General features: G+C 67.0%; 15 protein-coding genes. 11 read left to right on the top strand and 4 right to left on the bottom strand.

Going from position 1 to position 19,281, the window contains the following annotated elements:
* The first annotated feature begins 86 nt into the window (after positions 1 to 86).
* From M2333_RS06090 to trxA, 7 genes are read left to right on the top strand one after another with little or no spacing between them, the layout of a single operon-like run.
* A complete protein-coding gene (locus M2333_RS06090) occupies positions 87 to 2,435 on the top strand; it encodes a PAS-domain containing protein (protein WP_413716519.1) in 2,349 nt (782 codons plus the stop codon).
* 4 nt (positions 2,436 to 2,439) lie between these two features.
* Positions 2,440 to 2,898, top strand: a complete 459-nt coding sequence (tsaE, locus tag M2333_RS06085; RefSeq protein WP_264611169.1) for a tRNA (adenosine(37)-N6)-threonylcarbamoyltransferase complex ATPase subunit type 1 TsaE — start codon at positions 2,440 to 2,442, stop codon at positions 2,896 to 2,898.
* Positions 2,895 to 3,887: an aminoglycoside phosphotransferase family protein gene (locus M2333_RS06080; RefSeq protein WP_264612577.1), complete on the top strand. Its 993-nt coding sequence runs from the start codon at positions 2,895 to 2,897 to the stop codon at positions 3,885 to 3,887. Before tsaE ends, M2333_RS06080 begins: the two co-directional genes overlap by 4 nt.
* A complete protein-coding gene (locus tag M2333_RS06075; RefSeq protein WP_264611168.1) occupies positions 3,884 to 4,609 on the top strand; it encodes a nucleotidyltransferase family protein in 726 nt (241 codons plus the stop codon). The genes M2333_RS06080 and M2333_RS06075 overlap by 4 nt, the downstream gene beginning before the upstream one ends.
* Complete coding sequence (gene addB / locus M2333_RS06070; protein WP_264611167.1) at positions 4,602 to 7,631, top strand: double-strand break repair protein AddB; 3,030 nt, start codon at positions 4,602 to 4,604, stop codon at positions 7,629 to 7,631. The genes M2333_RS06075 and addB overlap by 8 nt, the downstream gene beginning before the upstream one ends.
* Entirely contained in the window at positions 7,624 to 11,100 is a 3,477-nt protein-coding gene (addA, locus tag M2333_RS06065; protein ID WP_264578768.1) for a double-strand break repair helicase AddA, read from the top strand. Before addB ends, addA begins: the two co-directional genes overlap by 8 nt.
* A 29-nt stretch (positions 11,101 to 11,129) precedes the next feature.
* Positions 11,130 to 11,450 (top strand): thioredoxin, encoded by a 321-nt coding sequence (trxA, locus tag M2333_RS06060; RefSeq protein ID WP_181559514.1) that lies wholly within the window; start codon positions 11,130 to 11,132, stop codon positions 11,448 to 11,450.
* Between the two features lie 103 nt (positions 11,451 to 11,553).
* Here the strand turns inward: trxA and M2333_RS06055 are convergent, their stop codons facing one another.
* Entirely contained in the window at positions 11,554 to 12,351 is a 798-nt protein-coding gene (locus tag M2333_RS06055) for an inositol monophosphatase family protein (RefSeq protein ID WP_264611166.1), read from the bottom strand.
* Between the two features lie 5 nt (positions 12,352 to 12,356).
* On the bottom strand, positions 12,357 to 13,580 hold the full coding sequence (argJ, locus tag M2333_RS06050) for a bifunctional glutamate N-acetyltransferase/amino-acid acetyltransferase ArgJ (protein WP_264611165.1): 1,224 nt from the start codon (positions 13,578 to 13,580) through the stop codon (positions 12,357 to 12,359).
* 124 nt (positions 13,581 to 13,704) lie between these two features.
* Between argJ and M2333_RS06045 the strand changes: the two genes are divergently transcribed.
* Positions 13,705 to 14,238, top strand: a complete 534-nt coding sequence (locus M2333_RS06045) for an energy transducer TonB (protein WP_264611164.1) — start codon at positions 13,705 to 13,707, stop codon at positions 14,236 to 14,238.
* Between the two features lie 85 nt (positions 14,239 to 14,323).
* Here M2333_RS06045 and M2333_RS06040 read toward each other — a convergent pair whose 3' ends face one another.
* Positions 14,324 to 14,791, bottom strand: a complete 468-nt coding sequence (locus tag M2333_RS06040) for an Hsp20 family protein (protein WP_181559518.1) — start codon at positions 14,789 to 14,791, stop codon at positions 14,324 to 14,326.
* Between the two features lie 589 nt (positions 14,792 to 15,380).
* Here M2333_RS06040 and M2333_RS06035 point away from each other — a divergent pair.
* The 3 genes from M2333_RS06035 to M2333_RS06025 are packed head-to-tail and all read left to right on the top strand — an operon-like array spanning position 15,381 to position 18,014.
* Positions 15,381 to 16,631, top strand: a complete 1,251-nt coding sequence (locus M2333_RS06035; protein WP_264611163.1) for a lipoprotein-releasing ABC transporter permease subunit — start codon at positions 15,381 to 15,383, stop codon at positions 16,629 to 16,631.
* Positions 16,624 to 17,295, top strand: coding sequence for an ABC transporter ATP-binding protein (locus M2333_RS06030; RefSeq protein WP_264572695.1), 672 nt, complete (start codon positions 16,624 to 16,626; stop codon positions 17,293 to 17,295). Before M2333_RS06035 ends, M2333_RS06030 begins: the two co-directional genes overlap by 8 nt.
* Before the next feature lie 53 nt (positions 17,296 to 17,348).
* Positions 17,349 to 18,014 carry an SDR family oxidoreductase gene (locus tag M2333_RS06025; protein ID WP_264570169.1) on the top strand — a complete coding sequence of 222 codons (666 nt, stop codon included), beginning with the start codon at positions 17,349 to 17,351 and terminating at the stop codon, positions 18,012 to 18,014.
* Positions 18,015 to 18,084: 70 nt separating this feature from the next.
* On the opposite strand, the gene M2333_RS06020 is transcribed toward M2333_RS06025, so the two are convergent.
* Positions 18,085 to 19,248, bottom strand: coding sequence for a Yip1 family protein (locus tag M2333_RS06020; RefSeq protein ID WP_264611162.1), 1,164 nt, complete (start codon positions 19,246 to 19,248; stop codon positions 18,085 to 18,087).
* Positions 19,249 to 19,281: the final 33 nt, after the last annotated feature.

Below are 19,281 nucleotides of genomic sequence, written 5' to 3'. Positions count from 1 at the left end.
CGTTTCCGTTTCTTATCCGGCCAACGCCAAAGAAGGCGCAAGCCGACCTTGTCTCACGGTGGATTGGCCCGTAATCCACTCCCGTGATTGCCAATGTCCCGTTCTTTCCGCTGATCGTGGGTGCCGTGCTGGCCGTGTGGCTGGTGCTGGCGGTCTGGGCGCTGTTCACCGGCCTCTCGATGCGGCGCAAGGCGGCGCTGGCGCGCACGCACGCCGCGCAACTGGTCGATCTGCTGAATTCCGCGCCCGCCGTCCCCCTGCTCATTCGCCCCGATGGCAAGCTGGATGCGCCGGACAGGCTGGCCGCATGGCTCGGCCGCGAGACGGCGCCCACCGACCTTGATGCGCTGCTGGAGGCTGATGGCGGCTTGGAGCCAGATCATGCCCGCGCGCTCGGCACCGAAATTGCAGCGGCGCAGCAGGGCGGCCGACCCTTCACGCTGCCGGTGCGGGTCAACGGGTCGGACCGGATGCTGCTGGTGCGCGGCGGCCCTGTCGGCACGCGGCTCGGCAAGGCCGGCACGGTGGTGCTCTGGGTCTTCGACGCGACCGACAGCTTCGCGCAAATCCAGGAGTTGCGCGGGCAGGTCGGGCAATATCGCCAGGCGCTCGATGCGCTCTCGGGCGTGATCGAGGCGGCGCCCATGCCGGTGTGGCATCGCGGCGCCGATCATCAGATCAGCCTGGTCAACAGCGCCTATGTGAAGGCGGTGGACGGAAAGTCCGCGCAGGATGTGATCGAGCAGGGCATTGAGCTTGTCGAAGCAGTCGACGGCATTTCCCCGCGCGCATCCGCTGCCAATGCCGCCGCGCGCAAGGCCCCGACCGCCCGGATGCTGCCGGTCACCATCGATGGCAAGCGCCGCTTGATGAAGGTCGTCGATGTCCCGCTCGGCCCCTCGGGTGTTGCAGGTTACGCCATCGACATGCAGGAGCTGGAGGAGGTGCGGGCCGAGCTGCGCCACCTCTCGCAGGCGAACCGGGACATGCTGGACAGGCTGTCGGCCGGCGTCGTCCAGTTCGGCGCCAATCAACTGCTGCAGTTCTGCAATCAGCCCTTCCTCAGCCTGTTCGGCCTGACGCCGGAGACAGCGGCGTTCGATACCCATTTCGACCGGGTGCTGGATGCCATGCGGGACAGCGGGCAGGTGCCCGACACACCGGATTTCCGCGCGTGGCGGCAGGAGCGCCGCAACTGGTTCCTCTCGCCCTCCGCGCATGAGGAGCAGTGGCGCCTGCGTGATGGCGTGCATCTGCGCGTCTACGCCCAGCCGCTGCCCGATGGCGGCCTGCTGGTCATCTTCGAGGACCGTACCGAGCATGTCCAGCTGGCCTCCGCGCGCGATACGCTGCTGCGGGTGCGCACCGCGACGCTCGACAATCTGTTCGAGGCGATTGCCGTGTTCGCCTCCGACGGTCGTCTGCATCTGTGGAACAGCCGCTTCACCAAGATCTGGTCCGTGCCCGACACGACCATGGCGGCGCATCCGCGCGTCGATGAACTCATGTCGGCGCTGGCGGATCGCCTGGCGCGACCCGAACAGGCAGGTCTTGTCCACCAGCTCATTCGGGCCGCGACGATGGAGCGCCGCCAGCGCGGCGGGCGCATCGCCTTTGCCGACGGGCGCTTCTTCGAATTTGCGGCCATCCCGCTGCCGGACGGCAACGCACTGTTCACCATGCTCGACACCACCGACAGCCGCCACATCGAGCAGGCCCTGCGGGATCGCAATGAGGCGCTGGAGGATGCAGACCGGGTGAAGACCGCGTTCGTCTCCAACATGAGCTACGAGTTGCGCACGCCGCTCACCTCCATCGTCGGCTTCGCCGAGATGATGGAAGCCGGCTATGCGGGCGAATTGAGCGCCCAGTCGCGTGATTATGTGAATGCCATCATGACGGCGACGACGCGGCTGACGCGGCTGATCGATAATGTGCTGGACCTGACGCAGGGCGCAGCGGGCGGCCTGCCCATCGAGAGGCGCGACATCGATGTGGCCGCGATGGTGCGGCAGGTGGTCGAGGGCTTGAGCGACAAGGCAGATTCGCGCGACGTGACGGTGGACATGTCGTTCGAGCAGGAGCCGGGAACCGTGTCGGGCGATGAGCGGCGGCTGCGGCAGGCTCTCGCCCATGTGGTGGACAACGGAGTGAGTTTCGTGAGCCGGGGCGGGCGGGTGCTTGTGCATGTGCAGCCCGCGCCGGACGTGGTGCGAATCATCGTGTCAGATGACGGCCCGGGTATCGACGCCAAGACACAGGCGCATCTGTTCGACGTTTTCGTGCGGTTCGGGCGCCATGGCGACGGTGCCAATCAAGGGCTCGGATTGCCCTTGGTGCGCCAGTTCGTGGAAGCGCATGGCGGCAGCGTCGACCTCGTCTCCGAGCCGGGGCAAGGGACCAGCGTCACCCTCACTCTGCCGCGTGGAGAATAATGGCGTGTCCGATCATGCCCTTTTCTTCTCCTCAGCAGACGCGCTCACCGATTTCGGCGCAGCTTTGGGCGCAAAGCTGCGGCTCGGCGACGTAATCACGCTCACCGGCGGGCTGGGCGCCGGCAAGACGACGCTCGCGCGCGGCCTGCTCAGGGGCCTTGGGCATGAAGGCGATGTGCCAAGCCCGACCTTCGCCATCCTGCAGGGCTATGAGCCGCCCGAGACGCGTCTGCCGGTCGGCCATGTCGATCTCTATCGTATCGAGGACACGGGCGATCTCGGCGAACTCGGGCTGGACGAATGGCTCGAAGATGGCGCGCTGGCGATCGAATGGCCCGACCGTCTGGCCGGGCGCTACGATGCCATTGCCCTTGCCCTGCAGATCGACATTTTGGCGGATGGCACGCGCCGCTTGACAGCGCGGGTGCCGCGCGTTTGGGAGAGCCGATGGCCAGTCACATGATCCCGCCGCCAAGCGCGCGCCCGTTTCTCGATCAAGCCGGATGGGCAGGGGCGGAAATCCTGCCGCTTGCCGGTGACGCCTCGTTCCGGCGCTATTTCCGCGTGGTCGAGGGTGACCGGCGCGCCATTTTGATGGATGCGCCGCCGCCGCATGAAGATCCGCGCCCGTTCATCAGCGTGGGCGAGTGGCTGTGTGAAAACGGATTCGCGGCGCCCGCCATATTGGCGCGGGATCTGACGCAGGGCCTCGTGCTGCTCGAGGATTTAGGCGATGCGCGGGTGCGCGAGCATCTGGATGCCGCGCCGGCCGAGGAAATGGCGATCTACACTCGCGCCGTGGACCTCCTCGCCGATCTTCATGAGCAGCCGGCCCAGAGTGGCCTCGCGCCTTATGACCGCGCCGTCTACCAGCGCGAGGCAGCGCTGCTCCCCGAGTGGTTCGCTCCGGCGGCAGGGCTTGCGGTCGACGCGGCGGGCTATACCGCCGCATGGGACAAGGTGCTGCCGATTGCCGAGCAGGATACAGCGCCGGTGGTGACCGTGCTGCGCGATTATCATGCTGAGAACATCATGCTGCTGCCGGACCATGCGCGCTCGCACGGGCTTGGGCTGCTGGACTTTCAGGACGCGCTGGCCGGCCACCCGGCCTATGATCTCGTCTCGCTCCTGCAGGATGCCCGGCGCGATGTGAGCCCGGCCGTCGAGCAGGTAATGCTGGCGCATTATCAGGCGCGCGCGAAAGCTTCGCCCGATTTCGAGGCGGCTTATGCGGTGTTGGGCGCCCAGCGCAATGCCAAGATCATCGGCATTTTCACGCGCCTGTGGAAGCGCGACGGAAAGCCGCGCTATCTCGATTTCCTGCCGCGCATGTGGGGGCTGCTGGAGCGCGATCTCGCCCATCCCGCGCTCGCGCCGGTGGCCGACTGGTTCGCGCAGAATGTGCCCGCCTCGGCGCGGGGCCAACTGGCTGCGGGGCAATCCGCGCAATGAGCACCACGCTTGAGACGGCGATGCTGATGGCCGCCGGCCTTGGCAAGCGGATGCGTCCGCTCACGGCCACGCGGCCCAAGCCGCTGATCCGCGTCGCTGGCCAGCCGCTCATGGATCATGCGCTGGACCGCATCGAGGACGCCGGCATTCGCCGCACGGTGGTGAACGTCCATTATCTTGCCGGGCCCATCGAGGCGCATCTGGAGTCGCGTGCCCGGCGGACGGGTGCGAGCTATCCGGTCTCCGATGAGCGCGCCCGGTTGCTGGAAACCGGCGGCGGTCTGGTCAAGGCCCTGCCGTTGCTTGGCGACAAGCCGTTCCTCTGCGCGAACAGCGACAATCTATGGATCAACGGGCCGTTCGACTCCATCCGCGCGCTGGCCGACCGCTGGGACGATGACGCGATGGATGCGCTGCTGCTGCTCATCCCGCACGCCCGTGCCACCGGTCATCGTGGTCTTGGCGATTTCCACATGGAGGCCAATGGTCGCCTGAGCCGGCGCAAGCCCGGCCGCGTGGCGCCGTTCGTCTTCACCGGCGTGCAAATCCTCTCGCCGCGCCTGGTGCGCGATCCGCCGGGCGAGGTCTTCTCGACCAATATTTTCTGGGACCGCGCGATTGAACAGGGCCGCGCCTTTGGCCTGAGCCATGGCGGCCAATGGTTCGATGTCGGCACCCCGCAGGCGATTCCGCTGGTCGAGGCAGGGTTGGCCGATGGCTGAGCGCCGCGCGCCGGCCCTCTTTACCATCCCCGCTCACCGGGCATTTTCGGATGCGCTCGCCGCCGGGCTTCTCGCCCAGCATGGCCGGCGCGATGGCGGGCTGGCGCTCGCACGCGGCATCATATTGCTGCCGAACAATCGTGCGGTGCGGGCGGTGCGCGATGCCTTCGTGCGCGCCTCCGGCAACGGGTTGCTGCTGCCGAGGCTGGTGCCCATCGGCGATATCGATCTCGATGAGGCGCTGGGCAGCGCGCTCAGCCCGATCGGGGCGGAAGCGGATATTCCGCAAGCCATCGCGCCGGCCGAGCGGCTGATGATCCTGACCCGGCTGGTGATCGATCAGCGCGCGCGTCGCGGCGAGCGGCTGGAAACGGGCGAGGGCTGGCGGCTGGCGACGGCGCTGGCGGCCGCTTTCGATCAGCTCACCGTCGAGCGCAAGGCGCTGGCCGATCTCAAGGCGCTGCAGCCCGATGACCTCTCGCACCACTGGCAAGCCGCGTTCAGCGATTTCGATGCATTGGCGGCCCAGTGGCAGCAGGAACTGGCCGCGCGCGGGCTGATCGACATGGCCGAGCGGCGCAATCGCCTGCTCGATCATGTTGCGGCCCGCTGGCGCGAGGTGCCGCCGGAGCGCTTCGTGGTTGCCGCGGGTGTCGTCACCAATGCGCCAGCCGTGGCGGGACTGCTCAAGACGGTCGCTGGCCTGCCGCGCGGCGCTGTGGTGCTGCCCGATCTCGACCAGAATCTCTTGGATGAGCAATGGGATGCGATCGGCCCCGTCGCGCGGCCTGAGCTGGGGCGCGATTTGCCGCCGCCCGCCAATGAATCGCACCCGCAATTTGCGCTCAAGCTGCTGCTGGAGCGGATGGATGCCCACCGGGCCGAGGTGGCGCTGTGGCGATGGGGCAGCGAGCATGATGCCCGCGCCGCGCGGGGCAAGGCGATCAGCAACGCGCTGCTGCCGGCTTTGCTCACCGGTGGCTGGCCGGATGTGCCGACGGCGCAGCGCTCGCTCAAGGATGTCCGCGCCATCGAGGCGGCGAACCCGGCCGAGGAGGCGCAGGCCATCGCCATCGCCCTGCGCGAGGCGGTGGAGACGGAAGGGCGCACGGCCGCGCTCGTGACGCCGGATCGTGCGCTCGCGACGCGCGTGTCCGCGCATCTGCGCCGCTGGGGAATCGAGGCGGATGACAGCGCCGGCCGCCCGCTCTCCCAGCTTCCGCCCGGCACGCTGCTGCTGGCGCTCGTGCAGGCCGGTGCCGAACAGTTCGCGCCAGTGCCGCTGCTGGCGCTGCTCAAGCATCCGCTGGTGATGGCTGGCGACGAGCGGTTGGCGTGGCTCGAATCCGTGCGCCGCCTCGATCTGGTGCTGCGCGGCCCCCGGCCGGCGGCGGGATTGGCCGGTGTCACCGCCTTGCTCGCGGAGAAGGGCGGCCGGCAGCAGGTGATGAGGGAAACGCTGCGTCCCTGGTGGGCGCAGGTCGTAGCACTGCTGGCGCCTTTGGAGGCGGCCTTTTCTGAAGAGCAGAGCCTGCCCGCCTTGTTCGCCGCCGTCCGCGAGGCGGCCTCGGCCCTGACGGAGGAGCGCGTCTGGGCCGGTCATCAGGGCCATGCCGCCGCGCAATGCCTGGGCGATGCGGAAGCCGCAGCACCGCAAGGGCCGGCGCGCGCGGATGGCGCCGGCTTCGTGGGGATGCTCGCGCAGATCCTCGGCGGGCAGGCCGTGCGTCCCCCGCAGGGCGGTCACCCGCGCCTGCAGATCCTGGGCTTGCTGGAAGCGCGGCTGCAGCAGGCCGATCTGATGATCCTCGCCGGCCTCAATGAAGGCGTCTGGCCCGGCCTGCCATCGCCTGACCCATGGCTCGCCCCGCGCATCCGCCGCGCGCTTGGCCTGCCGGGGCTGGATTATCGCATCGGCCTCTCCGCGCATGATTTCGCCAATGGGCTGGGCGCGCCGCAGGTGATCCTCTCCCGCGCCCGGCGGGATGCCTCCGCGCCCACCGTCGCCTCGCGCTTCTGGCTGCGGCTCAAGGCCATGACCGGCGCGCGCTGGGTCGAGGATGACAGGCTGATCGCGCTCGCGCGGGCCATCGACCGGCCTGATGCCCCCGCACCCGCCTATCGTACGCCTGCGCCACGCCCACGCGCCGACCTGCGCCCGCGCGAGATCGCCGTCACCGATGTCGATCGCCTCCGGGCCGACCCTTACGCCTTCTACGCCGCGCGCATTCTGCGTCTGGCGCCGCTGGACGTCGTGGATGCCGACCCCGGCCCGGCCTGGCGTGGTACCCGCGCGCATGATGTCCTCCAGCGCTGGATGGAAGAAGGCGGGCACGATCCGGCGCGGCTCTCTGCGCTGGCGCAGGAAATGATCGCGCAGGCGCAAGCCCATCCGCTGCTCAAGACGCTCTGGCAGCCGCGTTTGCTGGCCGCGCTCGACTGGGTGGCGAGCGCCGTGCGCGGTCAGGCCGGCCAGGGGCGCGAGGTGCTGTTCGGCGAAAAATGGGGCCGCATCGAGCGGGCAGGCGTGACCCTGCGCGGCAAGCCCGACCGGATCGACCGGGTTGCGGACGGCACGCTGGCCATAGTTGATTACAAGAGCGGCGCGACCGCCTCGGTCAAGCAGGTCAAGGCCGGCTTCTCGCTCCAGCTCGGTTTGCTAGGGCTGATCGCGCAGGCCGGCGGGTTTGCGAAGGAAGCGGGTCTTGCCGCCGGATCGGATGTGAGCGCCTTTGAATATTGGAAGCTCGGCAAGGGCACGGATGGCAATTTCGGCTTCAAGCGTCCGTTGACCGACCCCAAGGGCAGCTACAGGCGGATCGTGACGGCAGATTTCCTCGCGATGGTCGCCGGCTTCTTCGATGATGCCGTGGCGCGCTGGCTGACAGGCGACGAGCCGTTCGCCGCACGCCCGCACAGCGATGCACCCGTGTTCACCGATTATGACCAACTCATGCGGCTGGATGAGTGGTTCGCGCGGGATCGGCGGGCCGAGCCCCTGCCGGAGGTGAACTATGGCTGAGGCGGGCGAACTCAACCGGCTGACGCACGAGCAGGCCAGCGCCTCGGACCCCGCCGCCCATCGCTGGGTGCGCGCCTCCGCCGGCACCGGCAAGACCGCTGTGCTCTCGGCCCGGGTTCTGCGGCTGCTGCTGAGCGGCGTCGCGCCCGAGCGCATTTTGTGCCTCACCTTCACCAAGGCGGGCGCTGCGGAAATGGCCGAGCGCGTGCACAGCCGGTTGGCGCGCTGGGTGCAGGGGCAGTCCGTCGACGTCGCGCGCGATCTGGTGGCGCTCGGCGAGGATCCGGGGCCGGAGGCGATCGCCCGCGCCCGCCTGCTGTTCGCGCGCGTGCTGGATGCGACCGGCGGCGGGCTGCGCATCCAGACCATTCACAGCTTCTGTCAGGCCCTGCTGACTGCCTTCCCGCTGGAGGCAGGGCTGGTCCCCGGGTTCCGGCCGCTCGACGAGCGCGGGCAGGGCGAGCTGGCCCGGCGTGCGTTGATCGCGATGATCGAGGAGGCCGGGCAGGCGCAGGACGATCCGGTGCTGGCGGCGCTGGAGATGCTGGCCCTGCGGCTGGGCGAGGAAGGCACGCAGGCCTATCTCGCGCGCTGCGTGCCCGCGGCGCAACTGCTGGAGATGTTGCCGGAAGATCTGGCGGGCTTCCTCCTTGCCTTCCTCGACCTGCCGGATGGCGACATCGATGCGCATCTGGCGGATCGCTGCGCCGAGGGCGTGTTTCCGGTGGCCGCGTTGCAGGCCGTCGCGCGGGCCAATGGTGCATGGGGTGCCAAATCCGGCCTAGCGTGCGCTGATATGATCGCGGCTTGGCTAAGCGGCTCCGAGGTCCAGCGCGCCGAGGGACTGGCGGACCTGCTCGGCGTGCTGCTCACCAAGGAAGGCGAGGTCAAGAACCGCGCCAACAAGAACCTGCTGGAAGCCGAGCCGGATTATGTCGATCTCGCCAGCGCGTGCGGCGCGGCGATCAAGGCTCTGCTCGATCTGCGCAAGCAAGCCGCCTTCGCGCGCACGGCGGCGCAGGGACTGACGGCGGGCCGTGCTTATGCGCGGGCCTATGCCAAGGCCAAGCGACAGGCTGGCGCTGTCGATTTCGATGATCTGATCGGCCGCGCGAGCGCGCTGCTCATCCAGCCCGGCATGGCGGACTGGATCCGCTACAAGCTCGATCAGCAGGTCGACCATATCCTGGTGGACGAGGCGCAGGACACCAATGACGCGCAGTGGGACATCGTCTGGTCCATCGTCGAGGAGTTCCTCGAGGTTGAGCCCGACGAGCAGGCGCGGCTGCGCACCCTGTTCGTGGTGGGCGATACCAAGCAGGCGATCTTCGGCTTTCAGGGCACCAGTCCCGAGGCCTTTTCCAGCGCCCTGCAGCGCTTCCGCGAGGCAACCGAGCGCGTCGGCCACCCCTTCGCCGAATTGCCTTTGGCCCGCAGCTTCCGCTCCATGCCGGCCGTGCTCGATGTCGTCGACGCGGTGCTGGACGCGGTGGGGCATGATCGCCTGGGGCTGGAGTCGCCGTCCGCCCCCCATCAGGCCGCCCGCCAGCATCCCGGCGAGGTGCTGCTGCTTCCGCCGACCTCATTGCTGCCGAGCGAGAGCGATGAGGACGGCGAGGCTGACGAGACTGCCGGCGAGGGAGAGGAAGACTGGCTGGCCGATCAACAGCGCCGCCATGCCGAGAAGATCGCGCGGCTGGTCAAGGGCATGATCGGCACGCCGCTGGCCACGCAAGGTCGCCCGGCGCGCGCCGGCGATGTGCTGATCCTGCTCCGTAGCCGCAGCGCGCTCTCCCGGCTGATCGTCGCGCGGCTGTATGAGGTGGGGGTGCCGGTGGCGGGTGTGGACCGGCTGCGGCTTCAGGCCCCGCTCGCCGTGCGCGATCTGTTGGCGGCCCTGCGCTTTGCGGTGCAGCCCGAAGACGATCTCAATCTCGCCAACCTGCTGGTCTCGCCGCTGATCGGCTGGACGCAGGATGAATTGCTGGCGCGCGCCGTCCCGCGCGATGGCTCGCTGTGGAGCCATGTCCGGGCCACGTTGGCGGCGGAGCTTCAGGCCCCGCTGCGCACGCTGCTGGGGCAGGCCGATTTCACGACGCCCTATCGCTATCTCGAGGCCATTCTCTCCGGCGCCATGGACGGTCGGCGCAAGCTGATCGCCCGGCTCGGCGAGGAAGCGCGCGATGCCATTGACGAGCTGCTCAATGTCGCTCTGGGCTTCGAGGCCGACGATCATCCCTCGCTGCAGCGGTTCATCGACTGGTTCGACCGTGGCGACGCGGACATCAAGCGCGAACTGGGCGAGGGCGGTGACATGGTGCGGGTGATGACCGTGCATGGCGCCAAGGGGCTGGAGGCGCCCATCGTCATTCTGGCCGATGCCGCCTTTGATCCCAGCCAGCGCCCCCGCGCCGACGCCGTGAGCCTGCCGGTGACCGAGGCCGCCCGCTTGCCGCTCATCCGCCCCGCCAAGGGCGAAGCCGCGCCGGCGATCGAACAAGCCATGCAGTCCGCCGAGCGGCTCGACATGGAGGAACATTGGCGCTTGCTCTATGTCGGCCTCACGCGCGCAGAAGAGCGGCTGATCGTCACCGGATCGCTCGGTAGCCGCGCCAAGGGTGAGCCGCCCAGGGAAAGCTGGTATCAGGCTGTCGATCTCGCGATGCGGACGCTCGGGGCTGCCGAGGCGGACGTGCCCGACTGGGGCAAATCCCTGCGCTGGTCCGGCCCGGCGGGTCTTGCGCCAGCCAAGCCGAAGAAGGCCCGCGAGGCAGATGCCAGCGCCGCAGAACCCGCGCTGCCCGCCTGGCTGCGCGCGCCGGCGCCGCAGGAAGCACGGCCGCCGCGTCCGTTGTCTCCCTCCGCGCTGGTCGAGGATGACGTGCCCAATCCGCCGCCGGATGCCGCCATGCGTGCCGCCGCAGAGCGGGGCCGGCTGCTCCACGCGCTGTTCGAGCGTCTGCCGGATCTGCCTGCCGCCGAGCGCTCTGCTGCCGCCTCGCGCTGGCTGCAGCGGGCCGGCGTGGCCGATGCCGGGATGCGCACCGACCTGCTCGCGCATGTCCGCGCCGTACTCGACGACCCCGAGCATGCCGCGCTGTTCGGCCCGGATGCGCTGGCAGAAGCGCCCATCGCGGCCGTCGTAGCCGGGCAGGTGATCGCGGGCACGGTGGACCGGCTGCAGGTGACGGATGATCTCATCCATATTGTTGATTTCAAGACCGGGCGGCATATCCCTGACAATGCAGTGGATTTGCCTATGACGCATGTTCGCCAGATGGCGGCCTATGCGGCGGCGCTGGCCGAGATTTTTCCCGGTCGTCCGCAACGGGTAAGTCTGCTTTACACAGCGGCCCCCCGCCTCATCGATCTGCCGCCGGCCTTGCTTGCCGCGCACAAGCCCGGCTTGCTGGCACAGGAGCACAAGTTGGGCAGCACCGACCTTGAGGCGGACGCCTCGGCAACCTAGATAGACGTTCGACAGAAGGAGTTTCGACGATGGCTACCAAGGCAATTTCCGACGCCAGCTTCCATGAGGACGTGATTGCGTCCGACAAGCCTGTTCTGGTCGATTTCTGGGCTGAATGGTGCGGCCCGTGCAAGATGATCGGACCCGCTCTGGAAGAAATCAGCGAGGAATTGGGCGAGAAGGTGACCATCGCCAAGCTCAATATCGATGACCATCCCGACGCGCCGACTCGCTATGGCGTGCGCGGCATCCCGACCATGATCCTGTTCAAGAATGGCGCGCCGGCCGCGACCAAGGTCGGTGCCGCCCCCAAGAGCGCGCTCAAGGGCTGGATCGAAGGCGAACTGTAAGGCAACCGACCACCATTGGCGGTGAGCCAAAGAAAGGGCGCCAAACGGCGCCCTTTTTGTTTTCAGTTATCGTTATAAAACAGCATTTTGTGCTGGGCATTGATTAACCGTACAGAACCGCGGCCGCACGATCCCATAGAGCCGGAGACGCCGCCGCAAGCAGGCCGCGCCCCGGATCGGCTGCCAGCCGATAGGGCGAGCCATCCGGGCGCGCGACACGACCGCCCGCCTCGTTGACGAAGAGCGCGCCGGGGGCATGATCCCATGGCAAGGTGCGCTCGAACGCAGCGAGATCATGCACGCCCAGCACGATGCGGGGATATTGCTCCCCGGCACAGCGCGGAATGTCGGCAATGGCGAACTGGCCTTCGACGCGGTCGATCATCGCCTGCCGGTCTGCGGGGTTCAGGAACAGCACGGACAGTCCGGCAACCGGGATATCCGCGCCGCTCGTCCGGGCCTCGACCCGTTCGCCATCGATCCACGCCCCCTGTCCGAGCGAGGCCTCGCACAGGCGCCCGGTCAGCGGATCGAGGATCCAGCCCGCCTGGATCACGCCGGCATCGGCCAGCGCGACCATGATGGCAAAGGGCGGCTTTCCGGAAGCGAAATTCGCTGTGCCATCAATGGGATCGATCACCCAGTTGAGACCCGTTTCGAGCTTGCCAGTAAGGCCGGGGTCGGTCGCGCAGGCTTCCTCGCCGACAAGGCCCGCCTCTGGCAGGATGCGGCTCAGCCCTTCATTGAGGCGCAACTCGGCTTCGCGGTCGGCAATGGTCACCAGCTCGCCGACCGTCTTTTCCTCCACCTCATGATTGGCGAGGTTCTGGTAGCGCGGCAGGACGACATCGCGCGCGACATCACGCAGGAGCGCGCGCACGGCGCTGCTGAGGCTGTTCATGAGGCTTAGCTCCGGTAATCGGCGTTGATCGAGATGTAGCCATGGGTGAGATCGCAGGTCCACACGGTCGCGCGGCCTGTGCCCAGCCCCAGATCGACACCAATGCGGACATCCTGCCCCTTGAGATGCGCCGCCACCGGGGCTTCGTCATAACTGTCCACGGCAAGTCCGTCCTGCGCCACCCATTTGTCAGCAAAGCGGATGGCCAGCTTGTCGCGATCCGCCGGTTCGCCGGCCTTGCCGACCGCCATGACCACGCGGCCCCAATTGGCATCTTCTCCGGCGATCGCCGTCTTCACCAGTGGGGAATTGGCAATGGAGAGGCCGATGCGCCGGGCGCTGTCGTCGCTGACGGCGCCCGTCACCTCGACCTCGATGAACTTTTGCGCGCCTTCGCCATCACGCACCACGAGTTGGGCGAGCTGGGTGCAGATGTCATTCAGCGCTGCCTGAAACGCGTCGGCGCCGGCATCGTCCATGCTCGTGAGGGGGGCGTTGCCGGCCTTGCCGGTCGCGAAGAGCAGCACGGTGTCGCTGGTGGAGGTGTCGCCATCCACGGTGATGCACGAGAAGCTGCGCCGGTTGACGGCGCTCAGCATCTGCTGGAGCAAATCGGGCGCGATGGCGGCATCGGTGAAGATATAGCCCAGCATCGTCGCCATATCCGGCGCGATCATGCCCGAACCCTTGATGATGCCAGAGAGGCGGACGGTCTTGTCGCCGATCACCGCGCTTGTCGTCGCACCTTTGGCAAAGGTGTCCGTGGTGCCGATGGTCTCGGCCGCCTGCTCCCAGGTGCAGGGCCTAGCGGCCAGTGCCGTCTCGACGCCGGCCTGGGCCTTATCGCGAGGCAGCGGCACGCCGATCACCCCGGTCGAGCTCACAAACACGTCGCTGGCGGCGCAACCCAGGTGCCCTGCGACCTGATCGCGAATCTGGTCCACGGCTTCGCGCCCCCGAAAACCGGTGAAGGCGTTGCTGTTTCCGGCATTGACGATCAATGCGCGCGCCTTGCCCTGCGCGGCGCTTTCGCGGCCAAGCTCGACCTCGGTCGAGCAGCAGACGTTCCGGGTGAAGACGCCGGCCACAGCGGTGCCTTCCGCCAGTTCCACATAAGTGAGGTCGCAGCGATCCCATTGCTTGTATCGGGCGCGGGCGACGCGCGGCGTCACGCCGGCAATATCCGGGAGGGCGGGGAAGGGGCGAGCGAGAGGCGATCGATCAGTCATGCCGCGCGATTAGCGCAAGATGGGGCAGGGGCCAATGCTTCTGGTGCGGCTATCGATATGGTCAGGGTGAGCGGTTGCGCCTTGGCGGGCTGCTCGGGCATGATGCGGGAACGGAGATGGGGGTATGAACCGCAAATCACAGGATTTTCTGTTGGCGCTCGTCGGTGTGGCTGGGCTCGGGGCCTTGCTGCTATGGGCTGGGAAAGCCGTGCAGATCGACGTTGATTATGCAGGGCATTTCGAGCGAGCCGAGGCGGCATTCGGCGCCTTGGCGGAAGCGGTGGTCCTCGGCGCGCCCGAAGCGATCGAGGACGACTATGCACATGTCGCGGTTCCGCCGCCTTATGATCCGGCAAAAGATGCCCTGAAAGCGCCAGCAACGCGGGCGAGGCTGCAGGGAGCCGTGCCAGCCGTCGACTATCCTCTGCTCGCCCGGCGTAACGGCTGGGAAGGCGCGACCATCATCCATTTCACCGTCGATGAGACCGGCCAGCCTTTCGATTGCAGACTGGTGGAAAGCAGCGGTCATGATGTGCTGGACAAGGCTTCGTGCGAGATGATCACGACGCGTGCCCGGTACACGCCGGCGCGCGATGCGCTGGGTCAGCCCGTGATGAGCGGCTTTAATCAGCGTATTCTCTGGCGGCTTGAGGAATGATGCGGCGGGAGGGGCCGCCACAAAAAAAGCGCCCGGGTCTCCCCGGGCGCTCATCTCTCCGACTGGTGAGAGAGGGTTGAACGGATCAGGCGGCGTTCTTGTCGCTTGAGAGGTCGATGACCTCGCCCTTGCCGTTAATGGCGATCTTGCGCGGCTTCATCGCATCCGGCACCTCACGGACCAGCTCTACGATGAGCAGGCCGTCGGCGAGGTCGGCGCGCTCGACGCGCACGAAGTCGGCCAGCTCGAACCGGCGCTCGAAGCTGCGGTTCGCGATGCCGAGGTGAAGATAATTGGCGCGCTCGCTCTCCGCTACCTCGGCTTTGCGGCCAGTGATCTGGAGCAGGTTCTGCTGCGCCGTGATGTCGATTTCTTCCGCCTTGAAACCGGCGACGGCGACCGTCACGCGATAGCGATCCTCATCAAGCCGCTCGATGTTATAGGGCGGATAATTGTCCGTCTGCTGCAGGCGCGCGCTGTTCTCGATAAGGTCGAACAGGCGATCGAAGCCGACAGTGGAGCGGCGGTAGGGAGTCAAATCAAAGCCACGCATAATCAAATCCTCCATTGGAGCGTGTTTGAACTGCGATGCCAGGCCCGTACTCGGCGCCCGGTGCATCAGCCGATCCCCATCATGGGCGACCGGACAGGGCAGAGATATGCGCGCGCCATGCCCTTTCAAGAGGGGCAGGTGAGGCGAGTGATCATGATTTTTGCACAGCCAAGCGGTGCCGCTCGCGCTGACATCATCCGGCAACAATCGGGTGCTAGGCGTGCGGGGAAGATTGCCACAAAGACTAAGCGCCCAGATCGTTGCCGATCCGGGCGCCCGTGGACGATTAATCGTCTCCCCCTTTGGCGTCGCTTCCGCTCACCTGTCCGGCCCCCTCAAGCGAGTCAGGCGGGATGCGACATCCCTGAACCACGGCCTGCTATGATTGCCTGTGTTTCGCCGCTGACGCTAGGATGACGCACGGCGGCTGTCATCAGGCAAGTTGCGACGCTACGAAATTGTTAAGCACCCTGTGCCATATCCGCAACAGGCGCGCCATGCCCCCGGTCAGGCCGCTAGCCCTTGCCACTCCCTCCCCCGCACCATAGAGGTGCGCAGACTGTCCCCCCGCGAGGCTTCTGCCCCTGCCATGATCCTCAATCGTTACGAACGCATGATCGCCCGGCGCTACCTGCTGCCTGGCAAGGGTGAGGGATTCATCTTTCTGGTCGCCTCCATCAGCCTCGTCGCGGTGATGCTGGGCGTGGGCGCGCTGATCGTGGTGATGAGCGTGATGAACGGCTTCCGCGCCGAGCTGTTCGACAAGATCGTGGGTTTGAACGGCCATGCGGTGGTGCAGGGCTATGGCGGGCGGCTGGACAATTGGGAGGAGATCGCGCGGCAGTCGCGAGCCACCCCGGGCGTGACCAGCGCGACGCCCCTAATCGAGCAGCCGCTGCTGGCGACGTTTAACGGCCGGGTGGAAGCCGCTCTGATTCGCGGCATGACGGAAGCCGATATTCACGACAATGCGTCGCTCTCCGGCAAGGTGCTGGCAGGCTCGCTCAAGGATGTGCGTGCCGGCAGCGGCAAGGTGGCGATCGGCTCCCGCCTGGCCGAGGCGCTTGGCGTGGGCGTTGGCCAGTCGATCAGCGTCATCAATCCGGCCGGGCGCTCGACGCCCTTCGGCACGGTGCCGCGCCAGCTCCCCTATGAGATCGGCGCCATCTTCGAAATCGGCATCTATGATTATGACAAGGCGTTCGTGATCATGCCGATGCAGGATGCCCAGACGCTGCTGCTGATGGGCGACAAGGTCGGCATGGTCGAGCTGCAGACCGAAGATCCTGACCGGGTCGGCGAGATTCTGGCGCCGCTGGCCAAGCAGGTGGCAACGCAGGGCCAGGTGATCGACTGGCGACAGATGAATGCCAGCCTGTTCGAGGCCTTGCAGGTGGACCGTGTGGTCTCCTTCGTCATCCTTTCGCTCATCATTCTGGTCGCGGTGTTCAACATCCTCTCCTCCCTCATCATGCTGGTCCGCGCCAAGACGCGCGACATCGCGATTCTGCGCACGATGGGCGCCACGCGCGGTAGTCTGCTGCGGATTTTCGTGACGGTGGGCGTGACCATCGGCACGCTCGGCACTGGCGCAGGCCTTGTGCTTGGCTCGGTGATCCTGTTCTTCCGCCAGGGCATTGTCGATGGCGTGCAGATGCTCACCGGCCAGCAACTCTGGGATCCGTCGATCCGCTTCCTGACCTCGCTGCCATCCAAGCCCGATCCGGTCGAGATTGGCGCGATTTGCATCATGGCGGTGGGCTTCAGCTTCCTCGCCACGCTTTATCCGGCCTTCAAGGCTGCCAATACCGACCCCGTACAGGTGCTGCGCTATGAGTGAGGTGCTCTCCGTTCACAGCCTGTCGCGCAGCTTCACGCAGGGCGGCGCCAAGATCGACGTGCTGCGCGGCGTGGACCTGAACGTTCAGGCCGGCGAGATCGTGGCGCTGCTCGGCCCGTCCGGCTCTGGCAAGTCGACCATGTTGCAGGCGATCGGCCTGCTGGAGGGCGGCTTTGGCGGCTCGATCCGCCTCTGCGGCGTCGAGGTTGCGAGCGAGGGCAACGATGGCCGTACGACGCTGCGGCGGGAGAAGCTCGGCTTCGTCTACCAGTTCCATCATCTGCTGCCGGATTTCAGCGCGGTCGAGAATGTCATCCTGCCGCAGCTGATCCTCGGCAAGAGCAAGGCTGAGGCGCGAGCGCGGGCAGAAAGCCTGCTTACCAGCCTTGGCCTCGGGCACCGGCTGGAGCATAAGCCCAGTCAGCTTTCCGGCGGCGAGCAACAGCGCGTCGCGGTGGCGCGCGCGCTTGCCAATCGCCCGGCGCTGGTGCTGGCCGATGAGCCGACCGGCAATCTGGATGAGCGCACGGCCGATGTGGTGCTGGACGAATTCATCAGGCTGGTCCGCGAGCAGGGCTCGGCCGCCCTCATCGCAACGCATAATGAGCGGTTGGCGGCGCGGATGGACCGGATCGTTCGGCTGCATGACGGGTTTCTCGATTAGCGATTTGTGCCGGCGCGCCATGGTGGCCGGCGGCACGCGACAGGAGACGACTCATGGCAACCATCGTGATCGCCGGCGCCAATCGGGGCATCGGCCTGGAACTGGCGCGGCAATATGCGCAGGACGGGCATGATGTGATCCGCGCCATGCGCGGCGAAGACCGGGCCGACCCCATCTTCGGCACCACCATGGCGCTGGATGTGGCGGATGCGCAATCGGTCAGCAAGTTTGCGGCGGCGCTGGACGGCAGGCCGGTCGACCTGCTGCTTGCCAATGCCGGAGTGATCGGCCCCGAGCGTCAGAGCAGCACGGACATGGACTTCGATGGCTTCCTGCACACGCTCGATGTGAACGTGCTCGGCCCGCTGCGGGTGATCCAGGCGCTGCTGCCCAATTTGCGCAAGGCGGCTCATCCGCGCGTAGCGGTGACCTCCAGCCGCATGGGGTCGATGGCCGCGCCGCAGTCGGGCCATCTCGCTTATCGCGCCTCCAAGGCGGCGGTGAACAAGGTCGTCCAATGCCTGGCCGCCGATCTGGCAGGCGAGGGGATTGCGGTGGCTTCCCTCCACCCCGGCTGGGTACGCACCGATATGGGTGGCCCCGGCGCGGACATCGACGTCGAGACCAGCGCGGCGGGATTGCGGCAGGTGCTCGATGGCCTGAGCATGGAGAATAGCGGCCGCTTCTGGGCCTATGATGGCGAAGTGCTGGACTGGTAATCGCCGACGCTTTCAGCCTCGCGCCTGAACCGCTCAGGCGCAGGCGATTTCTGAACGGATCGGCGCCTGATTAGCGCCCTAGGCCTTTGAGCTTGGCCATGTCGATGGCGGCAACGGCGGCCTTCAGCTCGTCGATGCTGCCGGCGTCGCCCTCTGCCTCGACCATGAAGCGCTTGTCGACCGTGGTTGCGAACGATCCATTGCCGGCGCCGCGGTCCCACCGCTCGATGATCATATTGTCGTCCACCGTCGTGGTGCGCTCATAGCTGTCGCCATCCTCACGGTTGGATTCAACGCCCATGGCGCTTGCCATGCCGGCAATCGCGCCCATCACCGCCATGTCGGAGACCTTGAGGGTGAAGCGCTTGCCGCCCGCTTCATAGCTTGCCTCGGCCTGGCTGGTGGGGCCGGCCTTGACGCTGCTGATTGCCGTGCGCTGATAGGCGCCAATGCTGGCGGGCAGGAGCGCCTGCAATTGCGCCGGGGCGACGGCCTCACGGGTCTGCGCGGCTTCCATGTCGCGCGCTGCCTGCTCGATCTTGCCGGTATCGATGTTGCCGACGCCGGGCAGGGCGATCGTCGCGCCATCCTCCGTCGTCACCGTGCCGCCGCCCAGGCTGCCCGAGGGCGAGAAGCCGAAGGTGCGGCCCACCGTGGCGGTGATCGCGCCGATGACGATATAGATCACCAGCACGCACAGCACCGTCACGATCGTGTAGGTCAGCGCCTTCTCGGGCGGCACTTTCATCAGCGGGGCCGCGCCGACATAGAAGAGATAGAAAGAATAGAGGCCGAGAATTCCAAGGAAGCTGAGCGACGGCACGATACTGAAGATGCCGGCTAGCCAACTGGCCGTCATCGAATAGGCGACGAGCTTGAAGGCGTTGCGAAAACTGCCGACACCGCCGAATTTGGGCGCGAGCTTGCTGGTGATGAAGCTGATGAGGAACAGGCTGACCAGCGCCAGAATGAAGCTCGTCATCGCCATGGAGAGGCCGCCCATCAGCGACGGGCGATAGCTGAAGCCGAACGCGCCGAAGCCGAAGAGCTGGCCGCCGACGAAGGCCGCGATCGGGCTGATCGCCGCCAGTGGCAGGGCGTAGTTGGTGAAGATGTCACCGCTCGGCGTCGTCTCCGCCGCAATCACCGGCCATTCCGCCTTGGGCTTGAGAATGATCGCCTTCGCGCGGTCCATGAGCGATGGCGCCGTGCCACCCGTCGGTTCGATGTCCATAATCCCGTCCCCTGTGTCTGCGACTCATTGAAC

Source organism: Sphingobium sp. B11D3B, assembly GCF_025961735.1.
Classification (GTDB): Bacteria; Pseudomonadota; Alphaproteobacteria; order Sphingomonadales; family Sphingomonadaceae; genus Sphingobium.
This window is presented reverse-complemented; position numbering and strand designations above follow the sequence as displayed.